Raw genomic sequence first — 20928 nt, 5'->3', positions numbered from 1 at the left:
CGCGACTAGTGGATCCAGAGGACCGTCAGGGCCATGCCCAGCAAGGCGAAAGGCGCAAAAGCGTAGTGTCCCGACTGCTGCGGATCGAGGTAGCGCAACTGGGTCCTGAGCCCTGGCCCGAGATAGGCCCAGCCCCTGGACATGACCAGGAACCAGAGCAGGCTGGTGGCCCCGGCGCCGATGAACGTCCCCAACACATGCAGCGGGTCCGTGAGCAGGCCCAGCGCGGCCATCAGCTTCACGTCGCCGGCGCCCATGCGGCCCAGGGCGTAGCCGGGCACGGTGAAGGCCAGGGCCAGCAGCAGTGCCCAGCCTCCCTGGGCAGCCCGGCCTCCCCACCAGGTGCTGCCCGTCGCCAGCAGGTAGGCCAGGGCCAGCGCCGCCACACCCAGGGTCAGCAGGTTGGCGATGCGGCGCTGATGGATATCCTGCGCCGCGCACAGGGTCAGCCAGCCGAAGACGAGCGCAGCATCCATAGGTAAAAACCCTTCCTTTGCGGCGAATGATTCTATGCTCAAAGCACGTAGTGATTGTCAGGGTAGACACACGGATGAAAGCGAGCCTGCGCAGAACGCAAAAAGGTGCCGTGGCGATCGAGTTCGCTGCGGTATTCGTGGTCTTTTTCGCCGTTTTTTATGGCCTGGTCAGCTATACCCTGCCGCTGCTGATGATGCAGTCCTTCAACCAGGCCACCGCCGAGGCCGTGCGGCGCAGCGTCGCCCTGGACCCCGCGACGCCGGGCTACGGCACGGCCCTGACGACACTGGCCAGGAACACCCTGCGCCAGCAACTGACCTGGATCCCCTCGGCCTTCAACTTCAACGCCGATACCGATGCGGTGGTGACTTACACGGGCGGCCTGCTGACGGTGCAGATCAGCTACTCCACCGACAAACTGAGGCAGGTCATGCCGTTCCTGGTACTGCCCGGCGTGGGTAGCGTGCCCGCCCTGCCGCAGAACCTCAGCGCCCAGTCGAGCCTGCAATTTTGAATTCGGGCGACAGGCTGTTCGGGCGTTTTCGCGGCAGTGCAACGCTCCAGCCTCCCCCCGCACCGCCCCTGCCGACGCCCGGGGTGGGCCTGCTGGTACACCTGGACCACCAGGCCCGGGTCCTGCAACTGACCGGCCCGTTGCGCTATGCCCTGGCCCAGCCAGCGTCCGGCGAGCACCCGGCGGCCTTGGCGGATTATCTGCTGGCGCATAGCGCACGGAGCGTCGAGGGTTCTCCGCAAGACTGGCAGGGCCAGACGCTGGACCTGGACTGGCGCGGCAGCGGCGGCCAGACCCTGCACCTGCGCGGCTGGGTGCAACCGGCGCCCCAGGGCTGGCTGCTGCACCTGCTGGACATCGGCGACCTGTTGCTGGAGCGCCAGCAGGCGCAACAGCGCCAGGACAGCCAGCAGTTCGCCGCCCAGATGAGCGAGCAATTGCGCCTGTGCAGCCTCTCGCGCCTGCCCGAGGTGCTGCACGAGCAACTGCATGGCCTGGCCCTGCACTGGCATATCCCCTGCCTCGCCCTGGCACTGCTCGACGACCAGGAACAGGGCTGGCACATCCACGGCCTGTACCAGGGCCATGACGCGCCCCAGCTGTGGCACAAGGGGCAAGCCCTGGGCACGGTGCTGGACAGCCTGCACGGCAACGCGCCGCAGTCGCTGACCTTCACCCAGGGCTTGAGCGAGACCCCACGCCTGCAAACGCTGTTCGGCAACCGCGAGGGCTTTGTGGTGCCCTTTCGCGACGACCACGGCGTCGCCGCCTGGCTGCTCTGCGGTTGCTACCCGGTACGCCAGCTGGCCCCGCAGATGGGCGAGCGCGACTGGCTGCACCTGGGCGCCGCCCTGGCCGGCCCCTTGCTCGCCCGTTTGCGCGAACAGCAGCACCATAACCAGCTGGAGCGCCTGGAAGCCTTGCAGGGCCTGCTCGGCACCGGCTGGTGGGAACTGTTTGCCCAGGACGAGGAAATCCAGCTGGCGCCGCAGCTCGCCCTCAACCTGCTGCTGGAGCCGCAGACCCGACGCGTGCCGCTGTCGGCCTGGCTGGACCTGATCCACCCCGCCGACCGCGAAGAATTGCGCAGCCGCCTGCAGGAGCTGCAAGAGGGCAAGCCGCTGCTGCTCTGCGTACGCCTGCAACGCACCGATCCGCACCAGCCGCCCCTCTGGTACCGCTTGCAGGGGCAAGCCCTGGGCATCGGCCAGAACCAGCGCCTGGTGGGCTTCATGCTGGACATCAGCGATATCAAGAACCAGGAGCAGCAGGCCGCCGCAGCCCATGCCCGGCTGGACAACCTGATCGCCCATTCGCCGGCGGTGATCTATGTCCAGCAGTATGTCGAGGGCGCGCTGCAACCGACCTTCTTCAGCGACAGCCTGCAGCCGCTGCTGGGCTGGAGCCTGAGCGACTGCAACGCCAGCGCCCTGGCCGAGCGGGTGCATGCCGACGATCGCGAGCGCTACTTCGAACGCACCCGGCAATTGCTGCGCGAAGGCGCGGTACGCAGCCGCTATCGCCTGCGTGACAGCCGGGGCGAGTATCACTGGGTGCTCGATGAAGCCAGGTTGCTGCGCGATGACCTGGGCATGCCGGTGGAAGCCGTCGGCCTGTGGCTGGATGTCACCGAGGCCACCCAGGCCAGCGAGCAGATCCGCCAGAGCGAGGAACGCTACCGGATCCTGGTGGAAGACTCTCCCGCAATGATCTGCCGCTACCTGCCCGACCTGACCCTGACCTTCGGCAACCGCCCCCTGGCGACCTACCTGGAATGCCAGCCCGAGCAGTTGCCCGGCAGCAATCTTGGCGATTGGCTGTCCGCCGAGCAGCACGACGCGTTCCTGCAACGCATCGCGCAGTTGACCCCGGAGTTTCCAGTCAGCACCGCGCAAATCTGCCTGCAACTGCCGGGGCGCGAACACGCCTGGTGGGTGTGGTCCGATCGCGGGGTATTCGATCCCCAAGGGCGCCTGCAAGAGATCCAGGCCGTCGGCCGCGACAACACCGAAGTCCGTCGCGCCCAGCTGCAACTGATGCAAAGCGCGAAGATGGCCACCCTAGGCGAAATGGCCACCGGCCTGGCGCATGAAATCAACCAGCCGCTGAACGTGATCCGCATGGCCATCGTCAACGTGCTCAAGCGCCTGGGCAACGGCGAGGTCGAGCGCAATTACCTGGAGGAAAAGCTCAAGCGCATCGAGGGGCAGATCCAGCGGGCGGCGCGGGTGGTGGACCATATGCGGGTGTTCGGGCGGCGCTCGGAAATCGAACAGCAACCCTTCGACCCGGCCCAGGCGGTGGAAGGCTGCCTGTCGCTGCTGGCCGATGGCATGCGCGGCAAGGGCGTGGAATTGCGCGTCGCCCATAGCGAGGTCGAAACCCAGGTGCGCGGCCATGTCGATCAGCTGGAACAGGTGCTGATCAACCTGCTGGTCAACGCCCGGGACGCGCTGCTCGAACGGCGCGAACGCCAGCCGGACCTGCATCCCTGGATTGCCCTATACACCGAGCATGATCCGCAGTGGGTGCGCCTGCGGGTCGAAGACAATGCCGGCGGCATCGACCCGCGCCTGCTGGGCCGCATCTTCGAGCCCTTCTTCACCACCAAGCCGGTCGGCGTGGGCACCGGCCTCGGGCTTTCGGTGAGCTACGGCATCGTCGAAAACATGGGCGGACGCCTGAGCGTGAGCAACACCGGCGAGGGCGCCTGTTTCTGCATCGAACTGCCACGGGCCGAGGCCGATCAGATCACCAGGTAGGCCCGTCCGGTCTGGCCGCAGGTGAGGTTGGCGCCCACCTCGACCTTCGCCAGGTCGATCCCCAGCACCTTCAGCACATTGTTCAGCAAAGGGTCCAGCAGCGGGCCGAGCAAACCGCCGATAGCCGTCGCCAACAGGCCGACGACTTGGTTCAACACCGACAGCAAGGTATTGAGCACGGCCCCCAGCAGGCTGCCGATAGTCGGTGGATGCTGGATCAGGTTGATCCCGGTCAGTGACGCCCGCAGGCTGCTGACCACATTGGAAGCCGTGACGCTGTGCCAATCGTTCTCGGTCAGGTCCTGCTTCATTTTCGGCGGATTGACGAAGGTGAAATTGGGTTCGTTGGTGCCGGCCACCGGCGAGTCGATCATGATCTCGCTTCCCCCGCCGGCAAAGGCAGTCCGCGGCCCGCAAGGGCCCAGCAGCCCCTGGCAGGTGCGCGCGCCGATGTCCACCAGCGGCAACGGGCTGACGCTGACCTGTGCACTGGAGGACAGCCAGTTGGTCGCGTCCACCTGCCCGACCTTGAGCTTGACCGCAGCCGTCGTGGTATTGGCGGAAAGGCTGGTGTTGCTGTCGCTGACACAGGTGTAGGCGGTGACATGGCTGTCGCCCGCACCGACCTCGAGGCTGACATCCAGGTTGGCGCCCGCCGGCAGGATCATCAGGTCGGTCTTCACGCAGGAACCGCCGAGCACGCAACTGAGGTTGGCGCTGAGCACCGTATTGAGCGTGACGATCACCGGTGACAGCAGGGTATTCACCAGTTGCAGCACGCTGTTGATCAGCGACAGGTCCACCGTCAGCAAAGCCCGAACCTGGGCGGTGCGCACGTAGATGCGGTTGGGGCCCAGTGGGTCGGCCGCCGCCAGCTGCGGATTGCCAATCGCGAACTCGGGAGGCGAAACGATCTTGATCCGGGTCCTGACCCCGGCCAGCCCGAGCACGCTCACCGGCAACTCGACGGCCGCGGCGCTCTGGCTGCTGGCCAACTGCAGGAAGGCCTCGATCAGGTTCAACAGTTGCAGGTTGGCATCCAGCCCGGCGTCCGGGGTGCCCGTCTGCAACTTCAGCAGGTCGCCCAGTTTCACCGGAACCGTGTTGATCGCGGCGACCTTGATGGCGCCCAGCGCCGTCAGCACCTCGGCCGTGGCGCCGTTCCGCTGGGCCACGGTAATGGCGGTCTGGATCAGTTGGGTGATGTCGGTGTTGGTGGCGAGCAACTGGCTGTAGGTGCCGGCGCTCAGGTTCAGGTCGATGGCCAACTGTTTCAGGTAACTGAGCAGGCTGATATCGGTATCGACCAGGCCCTGCCAGCCGAGCGCGCTGACATTGACCGAGCTCCCCGCCAGGCCGCTGAGCGTTCCGTTCAACAGATTGGCATCGACCACAGTACTGCGGATTGTCAGTTGCGCCAGCGGCGGCCGGGGTTGTGCCGCCACGGCCTTGGCACTCAGGGTCGTGGTGGCGCTGAAGGGTGCGCTGGAAAACAGGCTGGCGATGCCCGCGGCGATGCTGGTGGGCACCGCCTCGCTGACCACCACCTGGATGGCGCTGGCCTGGTTGGGGTCGGGGCTGAAGAGGCGCAGGTTGTCGGCACCGGTCAGCAGCGAGCCGCAGGTCGCGGTCAGGGGCTTGTCGGCCGCCACCACGAAACCGTTGCGCGCCGCGCTTTGCCGCGCATACGCCGCCGCGCTGAGCCCCGCCTGGCAGTTGCCGCTGCGCGCCACCGCTTCCAGCGCCGCGTTGTCGGCCACCCGCTGCAGCTCGCGCTGCCCCAGGTACAGGCGCCCGCTGTCGGTCACCACCACCGTGCACAACAGCGCCACGCCCAGCGCCAGTGCCGCCATCAGGCCGATGGCGCCACGCTGCCGGTGCGGTCCGGAAAACTGTCTGCGGGAAAACATGGGGCACTCCTTTGCCGGCGCGCCGCCGAGCGACCTCCATTGGGTGAAAGAAGTGTAGTCAAGGGCGGAATACCGCGCTGGCAACTCGCCAGCTGCGGTGGCGGCAACAGGCCCCGGGCGGGAACAGGCTGTTGCGGCCTGCGCCCGGAGCCGGCAAGTGGCGATTTACCGGGGCGGGTAGTTCGCCAGGATCCGGCCGACGGTTTCCCGGATCGCCGCGCTGCGATCCTCGGGCTTGGGCGTGCTGCTGAGTATCTGCTCGTCGCTGCCGCGCCACACCAGCTTGCCGTCCTTGCCGTCGAGCAGGTCGATCTGGATGGTGGCGACCTTGTAGGTGACGTTGCGGGTCTCGTTGTACATCGGCGCGCCCCAGTAGCCATTCCACGGGCCGCCCCAGCCACCGCCGTAGTTGGTGGTGACCTGCTGCTGGCGATTCTCGACGATCAGGTAGGTCTGGACGCCGAGGTCGGCCTTGCTGCCCGCGGCGGCCGGGCGCAGGCCGCGCTGGTCCAGTTGCTCGCTGACCGCCTGGCGGATGCGCTGCTCGGTCAGGTCGCTCTTGATCCGTGGATCGTCGGGACGGTACTGCAGCGCCGGCTCCTTGAAGCTCCAGCTGCGATAGGCCGCGAAGTCGCGGCTGGCGTCGAAGTCATGGTTGACCTGGTTGGCGGCGCAGGCGCTGAGCAGCGCGGCCAGGGCCAGTGAAGCAAACGGGCGGAACATGATGGTTCTCCACAAGAGCAGGTGCACCTGAAGGAATGTCGCTAGCTGGGAGGATACGCCGCCAGGGCCCGCTCCAGCGCTTCGCGTAGCGCATCGGAGCGCTCGCTCAGGCTGCCCTGGCTCGAGGTTTCCGCGCTGGCGCTCCACACCGGCTGGCCATTGCCGCCGTCGAACAGGTTGACCCTCACGACCAGCACGTCCACCTCGTAGGTGCGCACCACCGGCACGCTGTTGTACATGCCGTAGCCGGGGCCGTAACGGTTGTAACCATATCCTCCGTACCCGTAACCATAGTCGTCCTGCACCTGGCGCAGGCGTTTTTCCAGGTGCAGGTCGGCGCTGACCCACAGGTCCGCCGGGCGGTTGTCGTGCAACGGGCGCAGGCCGCGCTGGTCGAGGGCGTTGCTGACCGCCTCGGCGATTTGCGCCGAATCGGCCCAGGCCGAGCCGTTGGGCAGGCGCCCGTCGCGCCAGGCCCAACTGCGATAGCGGCCATAGTCGCGCTGCGGCGCCGGATACGCGCTGCGGTCGAAGGTGCTGGCCGCTTGCGGGGGCGCAGGCGGCAGCGGATTGGAACTGGCGACATAAGGGTTGGGGCTCTGGCAGGCCGCCAACCCCAGGGACATCACAAGCAAACCGGCACGAGGTTTCATTCAAGGCTCCGCTCAGACCGGACGACAGATCCAGTGCAAGTAACGCCCAAGCCCGGCAAAGCTTGGGTGACGACGATGGGCCAACTCCATTTCCAACAGATCCAGCAGTTCGGCGCGGGCCTGGAACTCCACCGGCATGTAGTCGTGGAACACCCGCACCCCGCTCTGGCTTTCGACCTGCCACAGGCCGTCGAGTTGCGCCGCCAGCTCCCGTGGGTCGAGCGGCTGTTGCGGGGTCAGGCTCTGCTTCTCGCCGGCCATGTCGTTCTTGCGCATCTTGCGGAAATGGCCCTTGAGCAGGTTGCGGTAGATCAGTGCATCGCGGTTGTAGAACGCCAGCGACAGCCAGCCGCCCTGGCGGGTCAGCTGATGCAGCACGGGCAGGATCGCATGGGGCTCGGCCAGCCATTCCAGCACCGCATGGCACAGCACCAGGTCGTAGGGTTCGGTGAGCTGGCCCAGCAGCTCCTGCCACGGCGCCTGGATGAAGCTGGCCTCCTGGCCGGCCTCGGCGAAGCGCTGGCGCGCGCCCTCGAGCATCGGTTCGGCCGGCTCGGCCAGCGTCACCTGGTGGCCACGCTGGGCCAGCCACAGCGACATGTGTCCCAGACCCGCACCGATATCCAGCACCCGCAGCGGCCGGTCCGGCAGGGTTTCGGCCAGGTCGGCCTGGAGCACCGCCAGGCGGATCGCGCCCTTGGCGCCGCCGTAGATTTTTTCCGCGAAGCGAGTCGCCAACTGGTCGAAATGACGGTCGCTCATCAGCTGAACCGCCGTTCGCTGTCGGCCAGCTTGCTGCGCACCACCTGCTCCAGGTCCAGGCCCAGCTCGCTGCACAGCAACAACAGGTACAGCACGATGTCGCCGACCTCCTGGCCGGCGTGGGCCAGCTGGTCCGCCGGCAGCTGCCGCGACTGGTCTTCGCTCAGCCACTGGAAGATTTCCACCAGCTCGGCCATCTCCACGCTGGCGGCCATGGCGAGGTTCTTCGGGCTGTGGAATTGCCGCCAGTCATTGCGGTCGCGAATGGCGTGCAGGCGTTGGGTCAGTTCGTCTAGGTTCATCGGGGTCTCCTGAAGGCGTATAGCTTCGGGGGGATGGCGAGTGAAGGCAAGCTGTCGCTGCGCCCACCCGCCCGCTCCTTAATCGATGACGCTGAACTCGACCCGCGCCGTCTGCCCGCCTTCGTCCAGCACGCTGAGCTGGTAGGGTCCGGGCCGGTCGAAGCTGGCGTTGATGCTGTCCTGGTTGGCGCTGTCGCCCAACGGCTCGCCGTTGACGAACCACCAGCGCCGGCCGCTGCCGCCCAGGGCCGAGAGCTTGAGCCGCAGCAGCTCCTGGCTGGCCGCCGGACGACGCAGCCGGTCGCCCTCGCGCACGCCGACGATGGACAACGGCGCGGCCGCGGCCAGGGCCGGCCCCGGGCACTCCGAATCGTTGGCCGGCAGCCGCGCTTCACGTCGCTCGATGCGCGGCAACCAGGGTTCCAGCGGCGCTGGCCATAGCGCGATATCCCGCGCCTGGGCGCCCGGGCACTTGGCGTCGACCCGCAGGCCCTTGGCGTTGACCCAGACTGTTTCCAGCAGGCCGACGCCCAAGGGTTGATCCGCCGCCTGCAAGGTCGGCGGCGTGGTGCCGTCCAGGGTCCAGGCGAACCGCTGGCGGCGGCAGTTCGGATCGCTGCGGCTCATGGGCTGGCCCAGCGGCCAACAGATCGCCGCCACCCCGACATTCATCGGCACCGGCTGCACCGGCGCGCTGATGCCGCGCTGGCTGTCGCGGTTGATCAGCACATCGTGCACTTGCAGCATCAGCGGCGCGGCCGAGGCCAGGCCGAACTGGCCCGGCACCGGGGTGCCGTCCGGACGGCCGATCCAGATGCCGATCAGGTAGCGCGGCCCCACGCCGATCGCCCAGGCATCGCGAAAGCCGTAGCTGGTGCCGGTCTTCCAGGCCAGCACCGGGCGCTGCACCAGCTCGGCCCGCGGGTCGCGGTCCGGGCGCGCCTGGCCGCTGAGAATGCGCCGCACGATCCACGCCGAACCGGGGGACAGCAGCGGCCGCTCACGCAACTCATCGTCCGGTTGCAGGCGAATGCTCGCGCTCTTGCCGCCCCGGGCGAAGGCGCTGTAGCCACTGACCAGATCCTCCAGGCGGCTGCCGGCGCCGCCAAGGATCAGCGCCAGGTTCGGTTCCGCCAGCGCCGGCAGGGCCAGGGGCATGCCGCCGATGCGCATCTCGGCGGCAAAGCGTTTCGGCCCATAGACTTCCAGCAGTTGCACCGCCGGCAGGTTCAGCGAGGTAGCCAGGGCGGTGCTGGCCGACACCGCGCCACTGAAGCCCATGGAGAAGTTGCCCGGGCGGTAGTCGCCGTAACGCCGCGGCACGTCTTGCAACAACGACTCGGAATGGATCAGCCCGGCGTCCAGCGCCATGCCGTACAAGAAGGGCTTGAGGGTCGAACCCGGCGAACGCATGGCGCTGATCATGTCCACATGGCCGAAGCGCCGGGCATCGTTGATGTCCACCGAGCCCAGGTAGGCGCGCACCGCCATGGTCTGCTCCTCGACCACCAGGATCGCCGCCGAGGTGTGCTCCGGCAGGCGCGCGCGCCAGCCCAGCAGCAGGTCTTCCAGGCGCCGTTGCAGGTTGGCGTCCAGGGTGGTGCGAATCAGCGGCGGGCTGTCCGGACGGTTCAGCCGGCGCGCGAGCAAGGGCGCCAGGCTCGGTTCCAGTCGCGGCGCCAGCAACAAGGGCTCTTGCAGGGCTTCATCCACCGCCGATTGCGGCCAGACCTGGAACTGCGCCAGGCGCTCCAGCACCTTGTCCCGCGCCGCCTGGGCCCGCGTGGCGTGGCGGTCCGGACGCAGCCGGCTCGGTGCCTGGGGCAGGACCGCCAGCAGCGCAGCTTCGGCATGGGTCAGTTGCTGTGGCGACTTGCCCAGGTACGCCCAACTGGCCGCGGCCACCCCTTGCAGGGTGCCGCCGAACGGCGCGCGGTTGAGGTAGAGCGTGAGGATCTGCTGCTTGCTCAGGTGCCACTCCAGTTGCGCGGTGCGCCATAGCTGGCGCAGCTTGCCGTGCCAGGTCCGCGAATGCGGATCGAGCAGGCGCGCCACCTGCATCGACAGGGTGCTGCCGCCGGACAACACCCGCCCACCGGCGAGGTTCTGCCAGGCGGCCCGCACCAGTGCCATCGGGTTCACCCCCGGGTGGCTGTAGAACCAGCGGTCTTCGTAGGTCAGCAGCGCGTCCAGGTAATAGGGCGAGACTTCGTCGATCCGCACCGGATAGCGCCAGACCCCATCGGCATCGGCAAAGCGCCACAGTGGCGTGCCATCCTCGGCCAGCACCACCCGCGCCAGATCGTCCCTGGGCAGCGGCAGCGGCCAGAGGCGGTCGGCCAGCCAGAGGGCGGCGCACAGCAGCGCCAGGCCAACCAGCACGCCGCGCAGCAAGCGCCCGCCACGGCCACCGCCCGGGCGCGCCGAAGCCTGGCCGGATGGGGTGGCCTCGGCGGATAATCGCCCCCGCCAACCTCGCAGGCGCGATACAACTAATCGAAAAATCAAACCCGCGAACCTCTATGCTTGAACGGAACTCGCCAGCGCGATCGATGGCCCAAGGCTCAGGTCTGGCAAGCACGCCCACCTTTTTTTCATCAGGATGCACGCATGCAGGTAGAAAGCTTCTTTGAATGGCTCGGCCAGGCGCTGGGATCGGTCATCCGGTTTATCGTCGACGGCCTCAGCGGCCTGTTCAACGCCCTGACCAACGCCGGCGGCAACTTTGTCGACGGCTTGTCGCGCACGCTGGGCATGGACACCTCGATCGTCAGCATCATCACCCTGGTCGTCGGGCTGATGCTGCTGTACTCGGCGGTCCGCGCCTTCATGCGCGCCTCGATCGTCATGGGCATCATCTGGTTGCTGCTGGGGTTGTGGCTGCTCAGTTGGGTGGTGCACTAAAAGACATCGCGCGCAAGCTCGCTCCGACTAGAGCAAGCTTGCTGCGATATCCCTTCAACGCCCCTTGATCACCATCTCCGGCACGGTATCTCCCACGGCCTGCCAGTTCGGCCGGTACATCGACTCCACTTGCGGCGGCGGCACACGATAGGTGCCGGGCGTGACCGCGCGGGCCAGATACAGCAGGTGCGTGACGCTGTCGTAGCCCTCCAGGTTCAGCGCCGCCACATAGCGGTCGTCGCGGAATTCCTGGTGCTTGAGGCTGGCGTTCTGCATCGACTCGCGCCACTCCTTGACCTGGCTGCTGGCGTTTTCCAGGCTGGCGGCGCTCTGCGCCAGGTTCTGGTTTTCCAGCTCCAGGCCGGCCGGCAGCAGGTCCACGACCAGGGCATCCGGCACCCGCTGCCTGGCGCTGATCGCCAGGTGCACCAGCACCAGGTCGCCGCTGTCCAGGGACCGCAGATCCAGCGGCCGGCCATTCAGCCCCAAATAGTCGCGACGAATGCTCAGGTTTTCGCCCCCGGCCGCCGGCGCATGCTGTGGATAACCGGAAATGGTCAATTGCTGGTACACCGGTGCGCCGCCCTGATTGCTCACCGACAACGGCGACGCCAGCAACGCGCCTTCCAGCTTCAGGCCCGGCTGAGCGTTGTTCAGCTCGCGGCTTTCAGTGCCACTGTTCAGTCGTGCGCTCCAGTTCGCCTCGGGCTTGCCCAGCAGGCCACGACCGGCGAGGAACAGCGAGTTGCGTTCCTGGGTCGAGAGGTACGGGCTGGCCGCCAGTTGATCGGAGAGCTCGAACAGCCGCTCTTCGCGCTTGCCCTTGGCCAGGTCGTTTTCTTCCAGCAGCGCCAGGATCAGCGCCTGGTCGCGCAGCGGGCTGCCGTAATCGGCCAGCCAGTCCCTGCTGCTGCGCGAGGCGGCGAGACCGGCGATCAGCGCCTGCTCGGCCCGCGGCTGGTCGCCCATCTTCTGCAGGGCGATGGCCAGTTGCACCAGCGGCAGGCCGGAACGCGCATCGGTACGCCGCTCGAACAGGCTGCGCAGCGCGCCCAGCGGCGCCTGTTGGCTGCGCGCCAGCACCAGGCCGGCGTAGGCCTGTACGGCGAAGCGCGTGTGCTCGGCGTTTTCGCTGTAGTTGACCTCGATCAGGTTGCGCTCCTGCAGGTAACGCAGCAGCCGCTCGTTGGCCTTCTTCAGCGCATCGGCCGGCACCGCAAAGCCCTGGTCGCGAGCCCGCAACAGGAAGTCGGTGACGTAGGCGGTGAGCCAGAACTCCTCTTCGCCATCGGCCCCCCACAGGCCGAAGCTGCCGTTGTAGCGCTGCATGCCCAGCAGGCGCTCGATGCCCAGCTCGATCTTGCGCTTGCGCTCGGTATCCGGCTCGCCTTCCAGGCCCAGGCGCTTCAGGCTCACGGCGTCGGCGTACAGCGCCGGGTACAGGCCGCTGGTGGTCTGCTCCAGGCAACCGTAGGGGTAAGCCTTGAGGGCACGGATCTGTTCACCGAGGTTCAACGGTGGCCGGCTCGACAGGCTCAGCAGCGCTTCGCGCCCGGCCGGTTCGAAAGCCGCCAGTTCGCCCTCCGGCAGGCTCCACGGCTGCTCCTTGAGCACCGCGCGGTAATGCCTGAGCAACGCCGGATAGGCCGGACGCACGCCCAGGGTCCATTCACGGCTGAACGGCGGCAGGTTCTCGCCCGGCAGGTCCAGGCCATTGACCAGCACCTTGACCTTGCCCTGGCCGAAGCCGCCCAGCGCCCGCACCGGAATGCGCAGCGTGGTGCGCTGGCCCTGGGTCAGTTGCACGCTCTGGTGCGTCTCGTTGACCAGCGCCAACTGGCCTTCGGCGCTCAGTTGCACATCGAGTTTCTGCGCCTTGCCCGAGAGGTTGGACAGGTCCAGCGCGAGGCTGGTCTGGTCGCCGCCGGCGAGAAAGCGCGGCGCCGACAGTTCAGCGATCAGCGGCGCGGCGATCACCGTCTTGCCTTCGGCCATGCCATAACGATCATCGGTCCAGGCCTGGGCCATCAGCCGCAGCTCGCCGTTGAAGTCGGGAATGTCGACGCTGACTTCGCCTTCGCCCTGCTCGTTGAGGGTCACCGGCGCGCTTTGCAGGGCAACGATGGTGACGCTGGTGTCCGGGCGCTTGCCGCCCTTGGCCAGCGCGGCGTCGCCACCGAAGGCCAGGCTGGCCAGGCGGCCCTGGCCGGCTTCGATCAACTGGCCGTAGATATCCAGTTGGTCGGCACCATAGGCCTTGCGCCCGAACAGGCTGGAGTACGGATCCGGGGTCGGGTATTCGGTGATATTGAGGATGCCCACATCCACCGCCGCCAGCAGCACATGGGCCTGCTTCGGCACGCTGCCGTCGGCGTTCTTCGCCTGGATCTTGACCTTCAGCGGCTGCTTGGGACGCATTTTTTCCGGCGCGCTCAGGGTCAGGCCGAGCTTGCGCTGGGTGCGGTCCAGCGGCAGGTGCAACACGCCCACCGCGCGTTTCGGAGTGATATTGGCCTTGCGCTCGCCCGGGCGGATCACCAGGGCGCTGACGTACAGGTCATGCCGCGCCCATTTCGGATCGAGCTTGACCGCGAAGCTCTTGCCTTCGGCGGGGACGTCGATTTCCTGCCACCACAGCGGGCCGTCGCTGGACTCCACCAGCAGGTAACCCTTGCCGGCCGCCGGCGGGGTCACCGTGACATTGGCCGTGTCGCCGTCGCCATACTGCGGCTTGTCCAGCGCCAGCTTGACCTGGTCCGGCCTTACTGCGCCGCCTTCGGCGTTGTCCTGGGAACGGTAGCCGGCCCAGAAGCGCAGGCTGCTGACCAACCCGGTCTGCGGGTCTTCGACCTCGACGCGATAAGGGCCCCACTCTACCGGGAAGCTGATCTTGGCCGTGGCGCCGGCCTTGATGCTCACGGTTTCTTCGTCCTGGGTGAGGAATTTCTCGTTGAAGTGATAACTCCAGCCGTCGCTGTCGGAGTAGTTCCAGTAGTAGTCGCGGCGTTCGCGCACCAGGCGCACCTTGAGGTTGTCCGCCGCCAGCTTCCGGCCTTCGCTATTGGCCACCAGCAATTCGAATTCGGCCGGGCCATCGCCGTCGGTTTCCGTGCCGTCGAACAGCGCGCGCACCCCCGGCAGGCGCTCCGCCGGCCACACCGGCTGCACCAGGCGCCGGGTGATCGGACGCCCGCCCGATTCCTGCAAACTGGCCTGGACGATCAGTTGCAGCGGCGAACGGACCTCGGCCCATTTGCTTTCAAGAGCGATCACCGCTTCGCCGTCGGCGTCCAGCGCCGACTCTTCGAGCTCCAGGTCCTGGCTCAACTCCGGTTCGGTCACCGAGCCGAACTGGTAGCCCGGCAAGGCCTTGACCGCCTCGCGCAGCGGGCGCACGTACACCTGGCCACTCAGGCGATTGCCCGCAGCAGGAGCGCCGTACAGGTAACGGCCATTGACGCTGATTTCGGCGGTATCGGCGGGTTTGATCGGTGTGTCGCTGCCCTTGAGCTCCAGCGCCAGGCGCTCGGGGAGGAAGTCCTCGACCAGGAATTCGTACAGCTGCGGCTTGCCGTCGCCGAGGTCGAACACCAGCTGCCAGCGCCCGGTCGGCGCTTCGCCGGCCAGTTGCAACTGGTACTGATAGAGCCCCGAGGCATCGGCGTCCCAGACGAACTTGCGGCTGACCTGTTCATCCGGCCGACGCACCTCGACACTCACCGGCTGCGGCTTGACCGCGTTGCCGTCCTTGTCACGCAGCAGCGCGTTGAGCAGCACGGTTTCGCCCGGGCGGTACAGGTCGCGCGGGCCGAACACGAAGAATTGCAACGGATGGGCGCCGGCGCCGCCGATGTCGAATTCGGCCAGGTCCAGGGCGGCGCCGTTCAAGCGCAGCAGGCTGGTCTGCTCGCCCTGGTGGGCCAGCAACACCTCGGCCTTCTTCGGCAGTGGCAGTTCGGCGTGGCCGCCCTTTTCGGTCTTGCCCTGGCCGAGCACGCGGCCTTCGCCGTCCAGCAGTTCGAGGCTGACCCCGTCCAGCGCCTTGCCGCCTTCCAGGGCCTGGGTGAATACGTCCAGGCGGTTCTGGTAGCGGTGCACCGACAGGCCGATATCGCTGAGGGTGAACAAGGTCGCCGGCTGCGAATAGTTGTAGGTGCCCGAGGCGCGCATCACCGCCAGGTAGACGCCCGGCTGTTGCAGCGGCTTGAGCCCGGCGATCGGCAGCAGCAGGGTTTCCCGGGTATTGCGCGCCGGGTTGAGGTCGAAGCGGCCGCCGTACACCAGGTCGGCCATAGGCAACAGTTCGCGGGATTCGTAGCTTTGCAGGCTGGTGCTGCGCCCCCACTGGGCGAGGAACGCCGGCAGCGACTCAGGCTTGATGCGGAAGAACTCGACGTCGATCTTGTCGACGTTCAGCGCGATCACCGGCAGGCCTTCGGCGAGACGGGTCGGCAGCAGCGTGCCGCGGCTGGCGAAGCCAACGGTGGCTTGCAGGTCGCGGGTTTCCAGGCGGCTGACGTACTCGGCGGCGAGCGTTGCGTCGTTCACGGCGCGCAGCCCGGCATCGACGGTCAGCACCAGCTTGCGCTGCGGCTCCAGGTGGCGCAGGCGCAATTCCATGAGGTTGTCCGACAGCTCCCAGGCGCCGTCGACCTTGCCGCTCTTGCTGTCCACCAGGTGCAGCTTGTCGGCGAATTTCTGCTGCGGGTCCAGGGGCACCGAGAAACTCACCGACAGGGTGCTGGCCCCGTCGAGCTGCACCTCGGACACATCCACCACGCTCAGCTCGCGGCCGGCGTAGCGCTGCTTGAGCGCCGCGACATCCTGCACGGGCCGGGCCTTGGCCTCGGACCCCGCCGCTACCGGAGCCGGGGTGGTCGTCGCCTTGTCGGGGGTGGACGAATCGCAAGCGCTGAGCAAGGCCAGCGCACAGGCCAGGAACAATCCTTTGTTAAGCATGGGGCACTCGTTGGCAGGAGTATCGAAGGGGTGAACTATATATCACCGCCGTCCGGCTGGCTGTGGTGTGGCGCACATTGACTGATAGAGGATGTGACGGCGACCACCACTATGTAGGAGCGAAGCTTGCTCGCGATCAGCCGCGAAGCGGCGCTTGCGCTATCTGAGCAGATCCGTAAGAAATGGGAGAGCATACCGACGCCAATCGCGAGCAAGCTTCGCTCCTACAGGATTTGCGGTGTGATCGGGATGGCGTGGCGTGGCAGGCATGTGGCTACAATGCCGGCTCTCGCAAGGAGCCTGCATGTCCAGCCTGATCTGTGCCTGGCGCCATCGCCCTACCCACGTCCGGGTCTGGGCACTGGCCGCGCCAATGATTCTTTCCAATATTTCCGTGCCGCTGGTGGCGCTGGTCGACAGCACCGTCATCGGCCATCTGCCCCACGCTCATCAGCTTGGGGCGGTGGCGGTCGGCGCCAGCCTGTATACCGTCCTGGCCTGGGCCATGGGTTTCCTGCGCATGGGCGCCACCGGCTTTGCCGCCCAGGCCGCGGGACGCGCCGACGGTGCGGCGCTGCGGCAGATCCTGGTGCAGGGCCTGCTGCTGGCCGTGGTGCTGGCCCTGCTGCTGAGCGCCCTGGGCGTGCCGCTCAGTGGCGTGGCCCTGGGGTTGATGCAGCCGTCGGCCGAACTGGACGAGATGACCCGGACCTTCTTCCACACCCGCTTGTTCGGCTTGCCGGCGGCGCTGGCCAGCATGGCCCTGGTCGGCTGGTTCCTCGGCACCCAGAACGCCCGCGCGCCGCTGGCGATCCTGCTCGGCACCAACCTGATCAATATCGCGCTGAACCTGTGGTTCGTGCTGGGCCTGGAGTGGGGCGTGGCCGGCTCGGCCAGGGCTTCGGTGATCGCCGAATGGTCCGGCGCGCTGATCGGCCTGGCGCTGACCCGCCCGGCCCTGCGCGCCTACCCGGGACGAATCGCCTGGGCCACCTTGCGCCGCTGGGCCAGTTGGCGGCCGCTGCTGGCGGTCAATCGCGACATCTTCATCCGCAGCCTGGCGCTGCAGTCGGTGTTCTTCCTGATCACTGTGCAAGGCGCCCGCCTGGGGGACGCGACCGTGGCCGCCAACGCCCTGCTGCTCAACGGCCTGCTGCTCACCGCCCATGCCCTGGACGGCCTGGCCCATGCGGTGGAGGCCCTGTGCGGGCACGCCATCGGCGCCCGCGACCGCCTGGCCCTGCGCCGCTCGCTGGTGGTGGCCGGCGGCTGGTCGCTGCTCGCCAGCCTCGGTTTCGCCGCGCTGTTCCTGTGCGCCGGGCACCTGTTCATCGAGATGCAGACCGACATCGCCGAAGTGCGCCAGACTGCCTTCCTCTACCTGCCCTACCTTGCCGCGCTGCCGTTGATCGCGGTCTGGAGCTACTTGCTGGACGGCCTGTTCATCGGTGCCACCCGCGCCCGGGAAATGCGCAACGGCATGCTGCTCAGCGTGCTGATCGCCCTGCCCTGCGCCTGGGCCCTGCAAGGCCTGGGCAACCACGGACTGTGGCTGACGTTCCTGCTGTTCATGCTGGTGCGCAGCCTGACGCTGCTGGCTTTCGCCCTGCGCCTGCGTCGCCACGACGGCTGGTTCGCCCCTGCCGGCTGAGGCTTTACCGGGCATAAAAAAACCACCGCAAGCGGTGGTTTTTTTCATCGAAGGGACCAGCTTTCAGGAAGACAGGTACGACGAACGGGTCAAGCCCAGGCGCAGGGCGTCGAGGAACTGGGTACGCTCGCTGACGCTGATCCGCGCGCTGGCCACTTTGTCGCGGTAGTGGGTCATCAACTCCTCCGGCGACAGGTGCACGTAGCGCAGCATGTCTTCGATGGTGTCGTGGGTCTCGATCCCGGCGTGGTACACGGTGCCGTTCGGGTTCTGGTAGATGTTCACCGAGTCGGTGTCGCCGAACAGGTTGTGCATGTCGCCGAGGATTTCCTGGTAGGCGCCGACCAGGAACACGCCCAGCAGGTAGTCCTCACCCTCTTTCAGGGCGTGCACCGGCAGGCTGGTCTCGATGCTCTGCTCGTCGACGTACTGGTTGATCTTGCCGTCGGAGTCGCAGGTCAGGTCTTGCAGCACGGCGCGGCGCAGCGGCTCTTCATCCAGGCGATGCAGCGGGATGATCGGCAGTACCTGGTCGATCGCCCAGGTGTCCGGCAGGCTCTGGAACACCGAGAAGTTGCAGATGTACTTGTCGGCCAGCTTGTCGTTGAGTTCGTCCAGCACCTGGCGGTGCGAGCGCTGGCGGGCCTTCAACGAGTTGTGCAGGCGCCGGCACACGGCGAAATAGCACTGCTCGGCCAGGGCTTTTTCCGCCAGGGTCAGCTTGCCGTCGGCGTACTGGGCGGCCACGTCGCTCATGTAGTGGGTGGCGCGCCAGTAGGTTTCGGTGACCATCTCGATGTCGGTCGGGCCCAGCAGGTCCACCAGCCACTGCACGGTTTCCGGCAGGGCTTCCTTGTTCTCGATCTGCGGTACGTCGTCGTTGTGCTTCTCGACGTCGGTCACCTGGATCACCAGCATGGCGTGGTGCGCGGTCAGCGAGCGGCCGCTCTCGGAGAAGATGTGCGGATGCGGCAGGCTCTGCGCATCGCAGAATTCCTTGAGCATGCCCACCACGACACCGGCGTAGTCGTCCATGTCGTAGTTGATCGAACTGGCGTTGCGCGAGTGGGTGCCGTCGTAGTCCACGCCCAGGCCGCCACCGACGTCGATGTGGTCCACCGGCAGGCCGAGGTTGCGCAGTTCGCCGTAGTAGCGGATGGCTTCCTTGAAGCCGTGCTGGTAGTCCGCCAGGTTGGCGATCTGCGAGCCCATGTGGAAGTGCAGCAGGCGGATGCCCTGGTCCAGGCCGGCGCCACGGAACCGCTCGACCACCGACAGCAACTGTGCCGCCGACAGGCCGAACTTGGATTTCTCGCCGCCGGTATCCGCCCATTTGCTCGACGCCAGGGACGACAGGCGCACGCGCAGGCCGACCTGTGGCTTGACCTTGAGCGAAGCAGCCTCTTCGATCACCAGGCCGACTTCGGATTCCTTCTCGATCACGATGAACACGTTGTGACCGAGCTTCTGGCCCATCAGCGCCAGGCGGATGAACTCACGGTCCTTGTAGCCGTTGCAGACGATGGTGCCGCCTTTCGGCGCCAGCGCCAGCACCGCCAGCAGCTCGGGCTTGGAGCCGGCTTCCAGGCCGATGGACACGTTCTGGGTGGCGATGATGTTCTCGATCACCGCTTCCTGCTGGTTGACCTTGATCGGGTACAGGGCGGTGTACTTGCTCTGGTATTCCAGGCGCTCGATGTTGGCATCGAAGGCCCCGGTCAGCTGGCGCACGCGGTCCTGCAGGATATCCGGGAAGCGCACCAGCAGCGGCAGGGACAAGCCGCTCTTGCGCAGCTCCTCGACCTGCTCGTACAGGTCGATAGGCGAACTGTTCGGGCCGTTCGGACGAACTTCGACGCGACCGGCGTCATTGATCGCGAAATACCCGGCCCCCCAATGGCGAATCCCATAAACACTGCGGCTGTCCGCAACTGTCCATTGGCTGCCATCGTCTTTGCGTGTGCGTCGTACGGACATCGAAGTCCCCTATAAAGAAGTCATAGAGCGCCACCCCGGTCCGGGGCTGGCGCAGTCTAAAGAATGAAAATGACGATTAGCCTGCAACGAGGGGGTAGACCTCATTTGCAAGGCTGAGTTTAGAAACCGGTCATGAACAGGCTCTGTGAAAACCATGAGGACGACGCCAGGCCCGAATCGCTCCAGGGCTGCATCAAGTCGGGGTGGTTTTCACAGAGGCTGCTAGCCGCCGGACTTCTTCGCCTTGAAACCGTGCTTGACCAGCTCTGCCAAGAGTAGCTCGACATGGTCGCCCTGGATCTCGATGACGCCGTCTTTCAGCGCGCCACCCGTACCACAACGTTTCTTCAACGTGGTGGCCAGCTCCTTGAGAGCATCCTCGGCCAGGGGCACGCCGGTGATGGTGGTCACCGTCTTGCCGCCGCGCCCCTTGCTTTCGCGGCGCACGCGAGCGATGCCGTCGCCGGCCGGGATAACGGTTTGTTTGCAGATGCAGGCTGCCACCGGCTGGCTACAGTCCGGGCAATGTCGACCTGCGTCGGTGGAAAACACCAGGCCACCAAGGGCGGCGAAGGATGCGGCTTTTTTGGCCACCGGCAATCCTCTTGGGAGGACAAAGACTGGTCGAAGCACAGGGCCTGTGCCATCGACCGCGAAGCCCCACTCAGGCAGGGGCAGCGCTACTGGACCGGTACCCCCTGTGGGAGCAATACCGGTCCAGCTTGAAAAGGTCGCGCAGTGTAACGGCAAAAAGCCGACTTGCTAAGAGCCAAACCGCGCCAATTTATACAACTTTAGCGACGCCGCGCCAGATAGCGCTGCAAGGCTGCCAGCGAGTCCGGGCAATAGGGCTTTTCGGTGATTTCCCGCATCACTTCGTCGATCGAAATGAACCGTGCTTCCAGCACCTCTTCCGGTTGCAGGTACAGCGGGCCATCCCAGACCGCGGAGAACGCCGAACACCAGAGGCGGATGTCGGAGTCCTCGTAGAAGAAATGATCATGGGCGGTCAATTCCACCCCGCTCACCCCCAGTTCTTCCTCCAGCTCGCGGGCCGCCGACTCGGCATAAGTCTCGACGGCCTGCACCATGCCGCCCGCGGCCACATCCCAGTAGCCGGGATAGATGGCCTTGCTCAAGGTGCGCCGGTGCACGCACAACTCGCCGGCGGAATTGAACAACAGGATGTAGGTGCCGCGCCCGATCAGGCCGCGCTCGCGCAATTCCGCGCGGGCCAGCGAACCCAGCAACTGGTCTTCGCCATCGACCCAGGCGACTTGTTCGGCATCGGAGGCCGCGCGATGCGCGGCTTCATTGGAGGTAACCACCATGAA

15 protein-coding genes are annotated in these 20928 nt (G+C 66.7%); 4 read left to right on the top strand and 11 right to left on the bottom strand.

The genetic code is table 11. The features are described from left to right. Positions 1-5 precede the first annotated feature (5 nt). Complete coding sequence (locus tag TO66_RS03305; protein ID WP_044460986.1) at positions 6-476, bottom strand: prepilin peptidase; 471 nt, start codon at positions 474-476, stop codon at positions 6-8. Positions 477-550: 74 nt separating this feature from the next. Here TO66_RS03305 and TO66_RS03300 point away from each other — a divergent pair, with 74 nt between their 5' ends. Together TO66_RS03300 and TO66_RS03295 are read left to right on the top strand one after the other, a co-directional pair. Next, positions 551-991 (top strand): TadE/TadG family type IV pilus assembly protein, encoded by a 441-nt coding sequence (locus tag TO66_RS03300; RefSeq protein ID WP_044460985.1) that lies wholly within the window; start codon positions 551-553, stop codon positions 989-991. Beyond that, entirely contained in the window at positions 988-3753 is a 2766-nt protein-coding gene (locus tag TO66_RS03295; RefSeq protein ID WP_044460984.1) for a PAS domain-containing sensor histidine kinase, read from the top strand. The genes TO66_RS03300 and TO66_RS03295 overlap by 4 nt, the downstream gene beginning before the upstream one ends. On the opposite strand, the gene TO66_RS03290 is transcribed toward TO66_RS03295, so the two are convergent. The 6 genes from TO66_RS03290 to pbpC form a co-directional block, all read right to left on the bottom strand. After that, entirely contained in the window at positions 3738-5663 is a 1926-nt protein-coding gene (locus tag TO66_RS03290; RefSeq protein WP_044460983.1) for a pilus assembly protein TadG-related protein, read from the bottom strand. The two genes, TO66_RS03295 and TO66_RS03290, sit on opposite strands and share 16 nt — an antisense overlap. 165 nt (positions 5664-5828) lie before the next feature. Beyond that, on the bottom strand, positions 5829-6386 hold the full coding sequence (locus TO66_RS03285; protein WP_044460982.1) for a DUF4136 domain-containing protein: 558 nt from the start codon (positions 6384-6386) through the stop codon (positions 5829-5831). Positions 6387-6427: 41 nt separating this feature from the next. After that, positions 6428-7039 (bottom strand): DUF4136 domain-containing protein, encoded by a 612-nt coding sequence (locus TO66_RS03280; RefSeq protein ID WP_044460981.1) that lies wholly within the window; start codon positions 7037-7039, stop codon positions 6428-6430. Positions 7040-7051: 12 nt separating this feature from the next. After that, complete coding sequence (locus tag TO66_RS03275; RefSeq protein ID WP_044460980.1) at positions 7052-7801, bottom strand: methyltransferase domain-containing protein; 750 nt, start codon at positions 7799-7801, stop codon at positions 7052-7054. Next, entirely contained in the window at positions 7801-8103 is a 303-nt protein-coding gene (locus TO66_RS03270; RefSeq protein ID WP_044460979.1) for a MazG-like family protein, read from the bottom strand. The genes TO66_RS03275 and TO66_RS03270 overlap by 1 nt, the downstream gene beginning before the upstream one ends. Positions 8104-8181: 78 nt before the next feature. Continuing rightward, positions 8182-10494 (bottom strand): peptidoglycan glycosyltransferase PbpC, encoded by a 2313-nt coding sequence (pbpC, locus tag TO66_RS03265; protein WP_409077179.1) that lies wholly within the window; start codon positions 10492-10494, stop codon positions 8182-8184. A 219-nt stretch (positions 10495-10713) separates the two neighbouring features. On the opposite strand from pbpC, the gene TO66_RS03260 reads away from it, so the two are divergent. Then, positions 10714-11007 carry a hypothetical protein gene (locus TO66_RS03260; RefSeq protein ID WP_044460978.1) on the top strand — a complete coding sequence of 98 codons (294 nt, stop codon included), beginning with the start codon at positions 10714-10716 and terminating at the stop codon, positions 11005-11007. A 54-nt stretch (positions 11008-11061) separates the two neighbouring features. Here TO66_RS03260 and TO66_RS03255 read toward each other — a convergent pair whose 3' ends face one another. After that, on the bottom strand, positions 11062-15966 hold the full coding sequence (locus tag TO66_RS03255; protein ID WP_044460977.1) for an alpha-2-macroglobulin: 4905 nt from the start codon (positions 15964-15966) through the stop codon (positions 11062-11064). Positions 15967-16270: 304 nt separating this feature from the next. Between TO66_RS03255 and TO66_RS03250 the strand changes: the two genes are divergently transcribed. Next, positions 16271-17617 (top strand): MATE family efflux transporter, encoded by a 1347-nt coding sequence (locus TO66_RS03250; RefSeq protein WP_044460976.1) that lies wholly within the window; start codon positions 16271-16273, stop codon positions 17615-17617. Positions 17618-17680: 63 nt separating this feature from the next. Here the strand turns inward: TO66_RS03250 and speA are convergent, their stop codons facing one another. From speA to TO66_RS03235, 3 genes are all read right to left on the bottom strand, one after another. Further along, entirely contained in the window at positions 17681-19594 is a 1914-nt protein-coding gene (gene speA, locus TO66_RS03245) for an arginine decarboxylase (RefSeq protein WP_044460975.1), read from the bottom strand. Positions 19595-19816: 222 nt separating this feature from the next. Then, positions 19817-20188: a translation initiation factor Sui1 gene (locus TO66_RS03240; protein ID WP_015634001.1), complete on the bottom strand. Its 372-nt coding sequence runs from the start codon at positions 20186-20188 to the stop codon at positions 19817-19819. A gap of 200 nt (positions 20189-20388) precedes the next feature. After that, on the bottom strand, positions 20389-20925 hold the full coding sequence (locus tag TO66_RS03235; protein WP_044460974.1) for an NUDIX hydrolase: 537 nt from the start codon (positions 20923-20925) through the stop codon (positions 20389-20391). Positions 20926-20928: the final 3 nt, after the last annotated feature.

This window comes from Pseudomonas sp. MRSN 12121, assembly GCF_000931465.1.
Classification (GTDB): Bacteria; Pseudomonadota; Gammaproteobacteria; order Pseudomonadales; family Pseudomonadaceae; genus Aquipseudomonas.
This window is presented reverse-complemented; position numbering and strand designations above follow the sequence as displayed.

Bases quoted from the DNA above. Each gene is read 5' to 3' on its own strand.
- speA (WP_044460975.1), bottom strand. From the start codon at position 19,594: ATGTCCGTACGACGCACACGCAAAGACGATGGCAGCCAATGGACAGTT.
- TO66_RS03260 (WP_044460978.1), top strand. From the start codon at position 10,714: ATGCAGGTAGAAAGCTTCTTTGAATGGCTCGGCCAGGCGCTGGGATCG.
- TO66_RS03290 (WP_044460983.1), bottom strand. From the start codon at position 5,663: ATGTTTTCCCGCAGACAGTTTTCCGGACCGCACCGGCAGCGTGGCGCC.
- TO66_RS03270 (WP_044460979.1), bottom strand. From the start codon at position 8,103: ATGAACCTAGACGAACTGACCCAACGCCTGCACGCCATTCGCGACCGC.
- TO66_RS03250 (WP_044460976.1), top strand. From the start codon at position 16,271: ATGTCCAGCCTGATCTGTGCCTGGCGCCATCGCCCTACCCACGTCCGG.
- TO66_RS03275 (WP_044460980.1), bottom strand. From the start codon at position 7,801: ATGAGCGACCGTCATTTCGACCAGTTGGCGACTCGCTTCGCGGAAAAA.
- TO66_RS03235 (WP_044460974.1), bottom strand. From the start codon at position 20,925: ATGGTGGTTACCTCCAATGAAGCCGCGCATCGCGCGGCCTCCGATGCC.
- TO66_RS03255 (WP_044460977.1), bottom strand. From the start codon at position 15,966: ATGCTTAACAAAGGATTGTTCCTGGCCTGTGCGCTGGCCTTGCTCAGC.
- TO66_RS03285 (WP_044460982.1), bottom strand. From the start codon at position 6,386: ATGTTCCGCCCGTTTGCTTCACTGGCCCTGGCCGCGCTGCTCAGCGCC.
- TO66_RS03300 (WP_044460985.1), top strand. From the start codon at position 551: ATGAAAGCGAGCCTGCGCAGAACGCAAAAAGGTGCCGTGGCGATCGAG.
- TO66_RS03305 (WP_044460986.1), bottom strand. From the start codon at position 476: ATGGATGCTGCGCTCGTCTTCGGCTGGCTGACCCTGTGCGCGGCGCAG.
- TO66_RS03280 (WP_044460981.1), bottom strand. From the start codon at position 7,039: ATGAAACCTCGTGCCGGTTTGCTTGTGATGTCCCTGGGGTTGGCGGCC.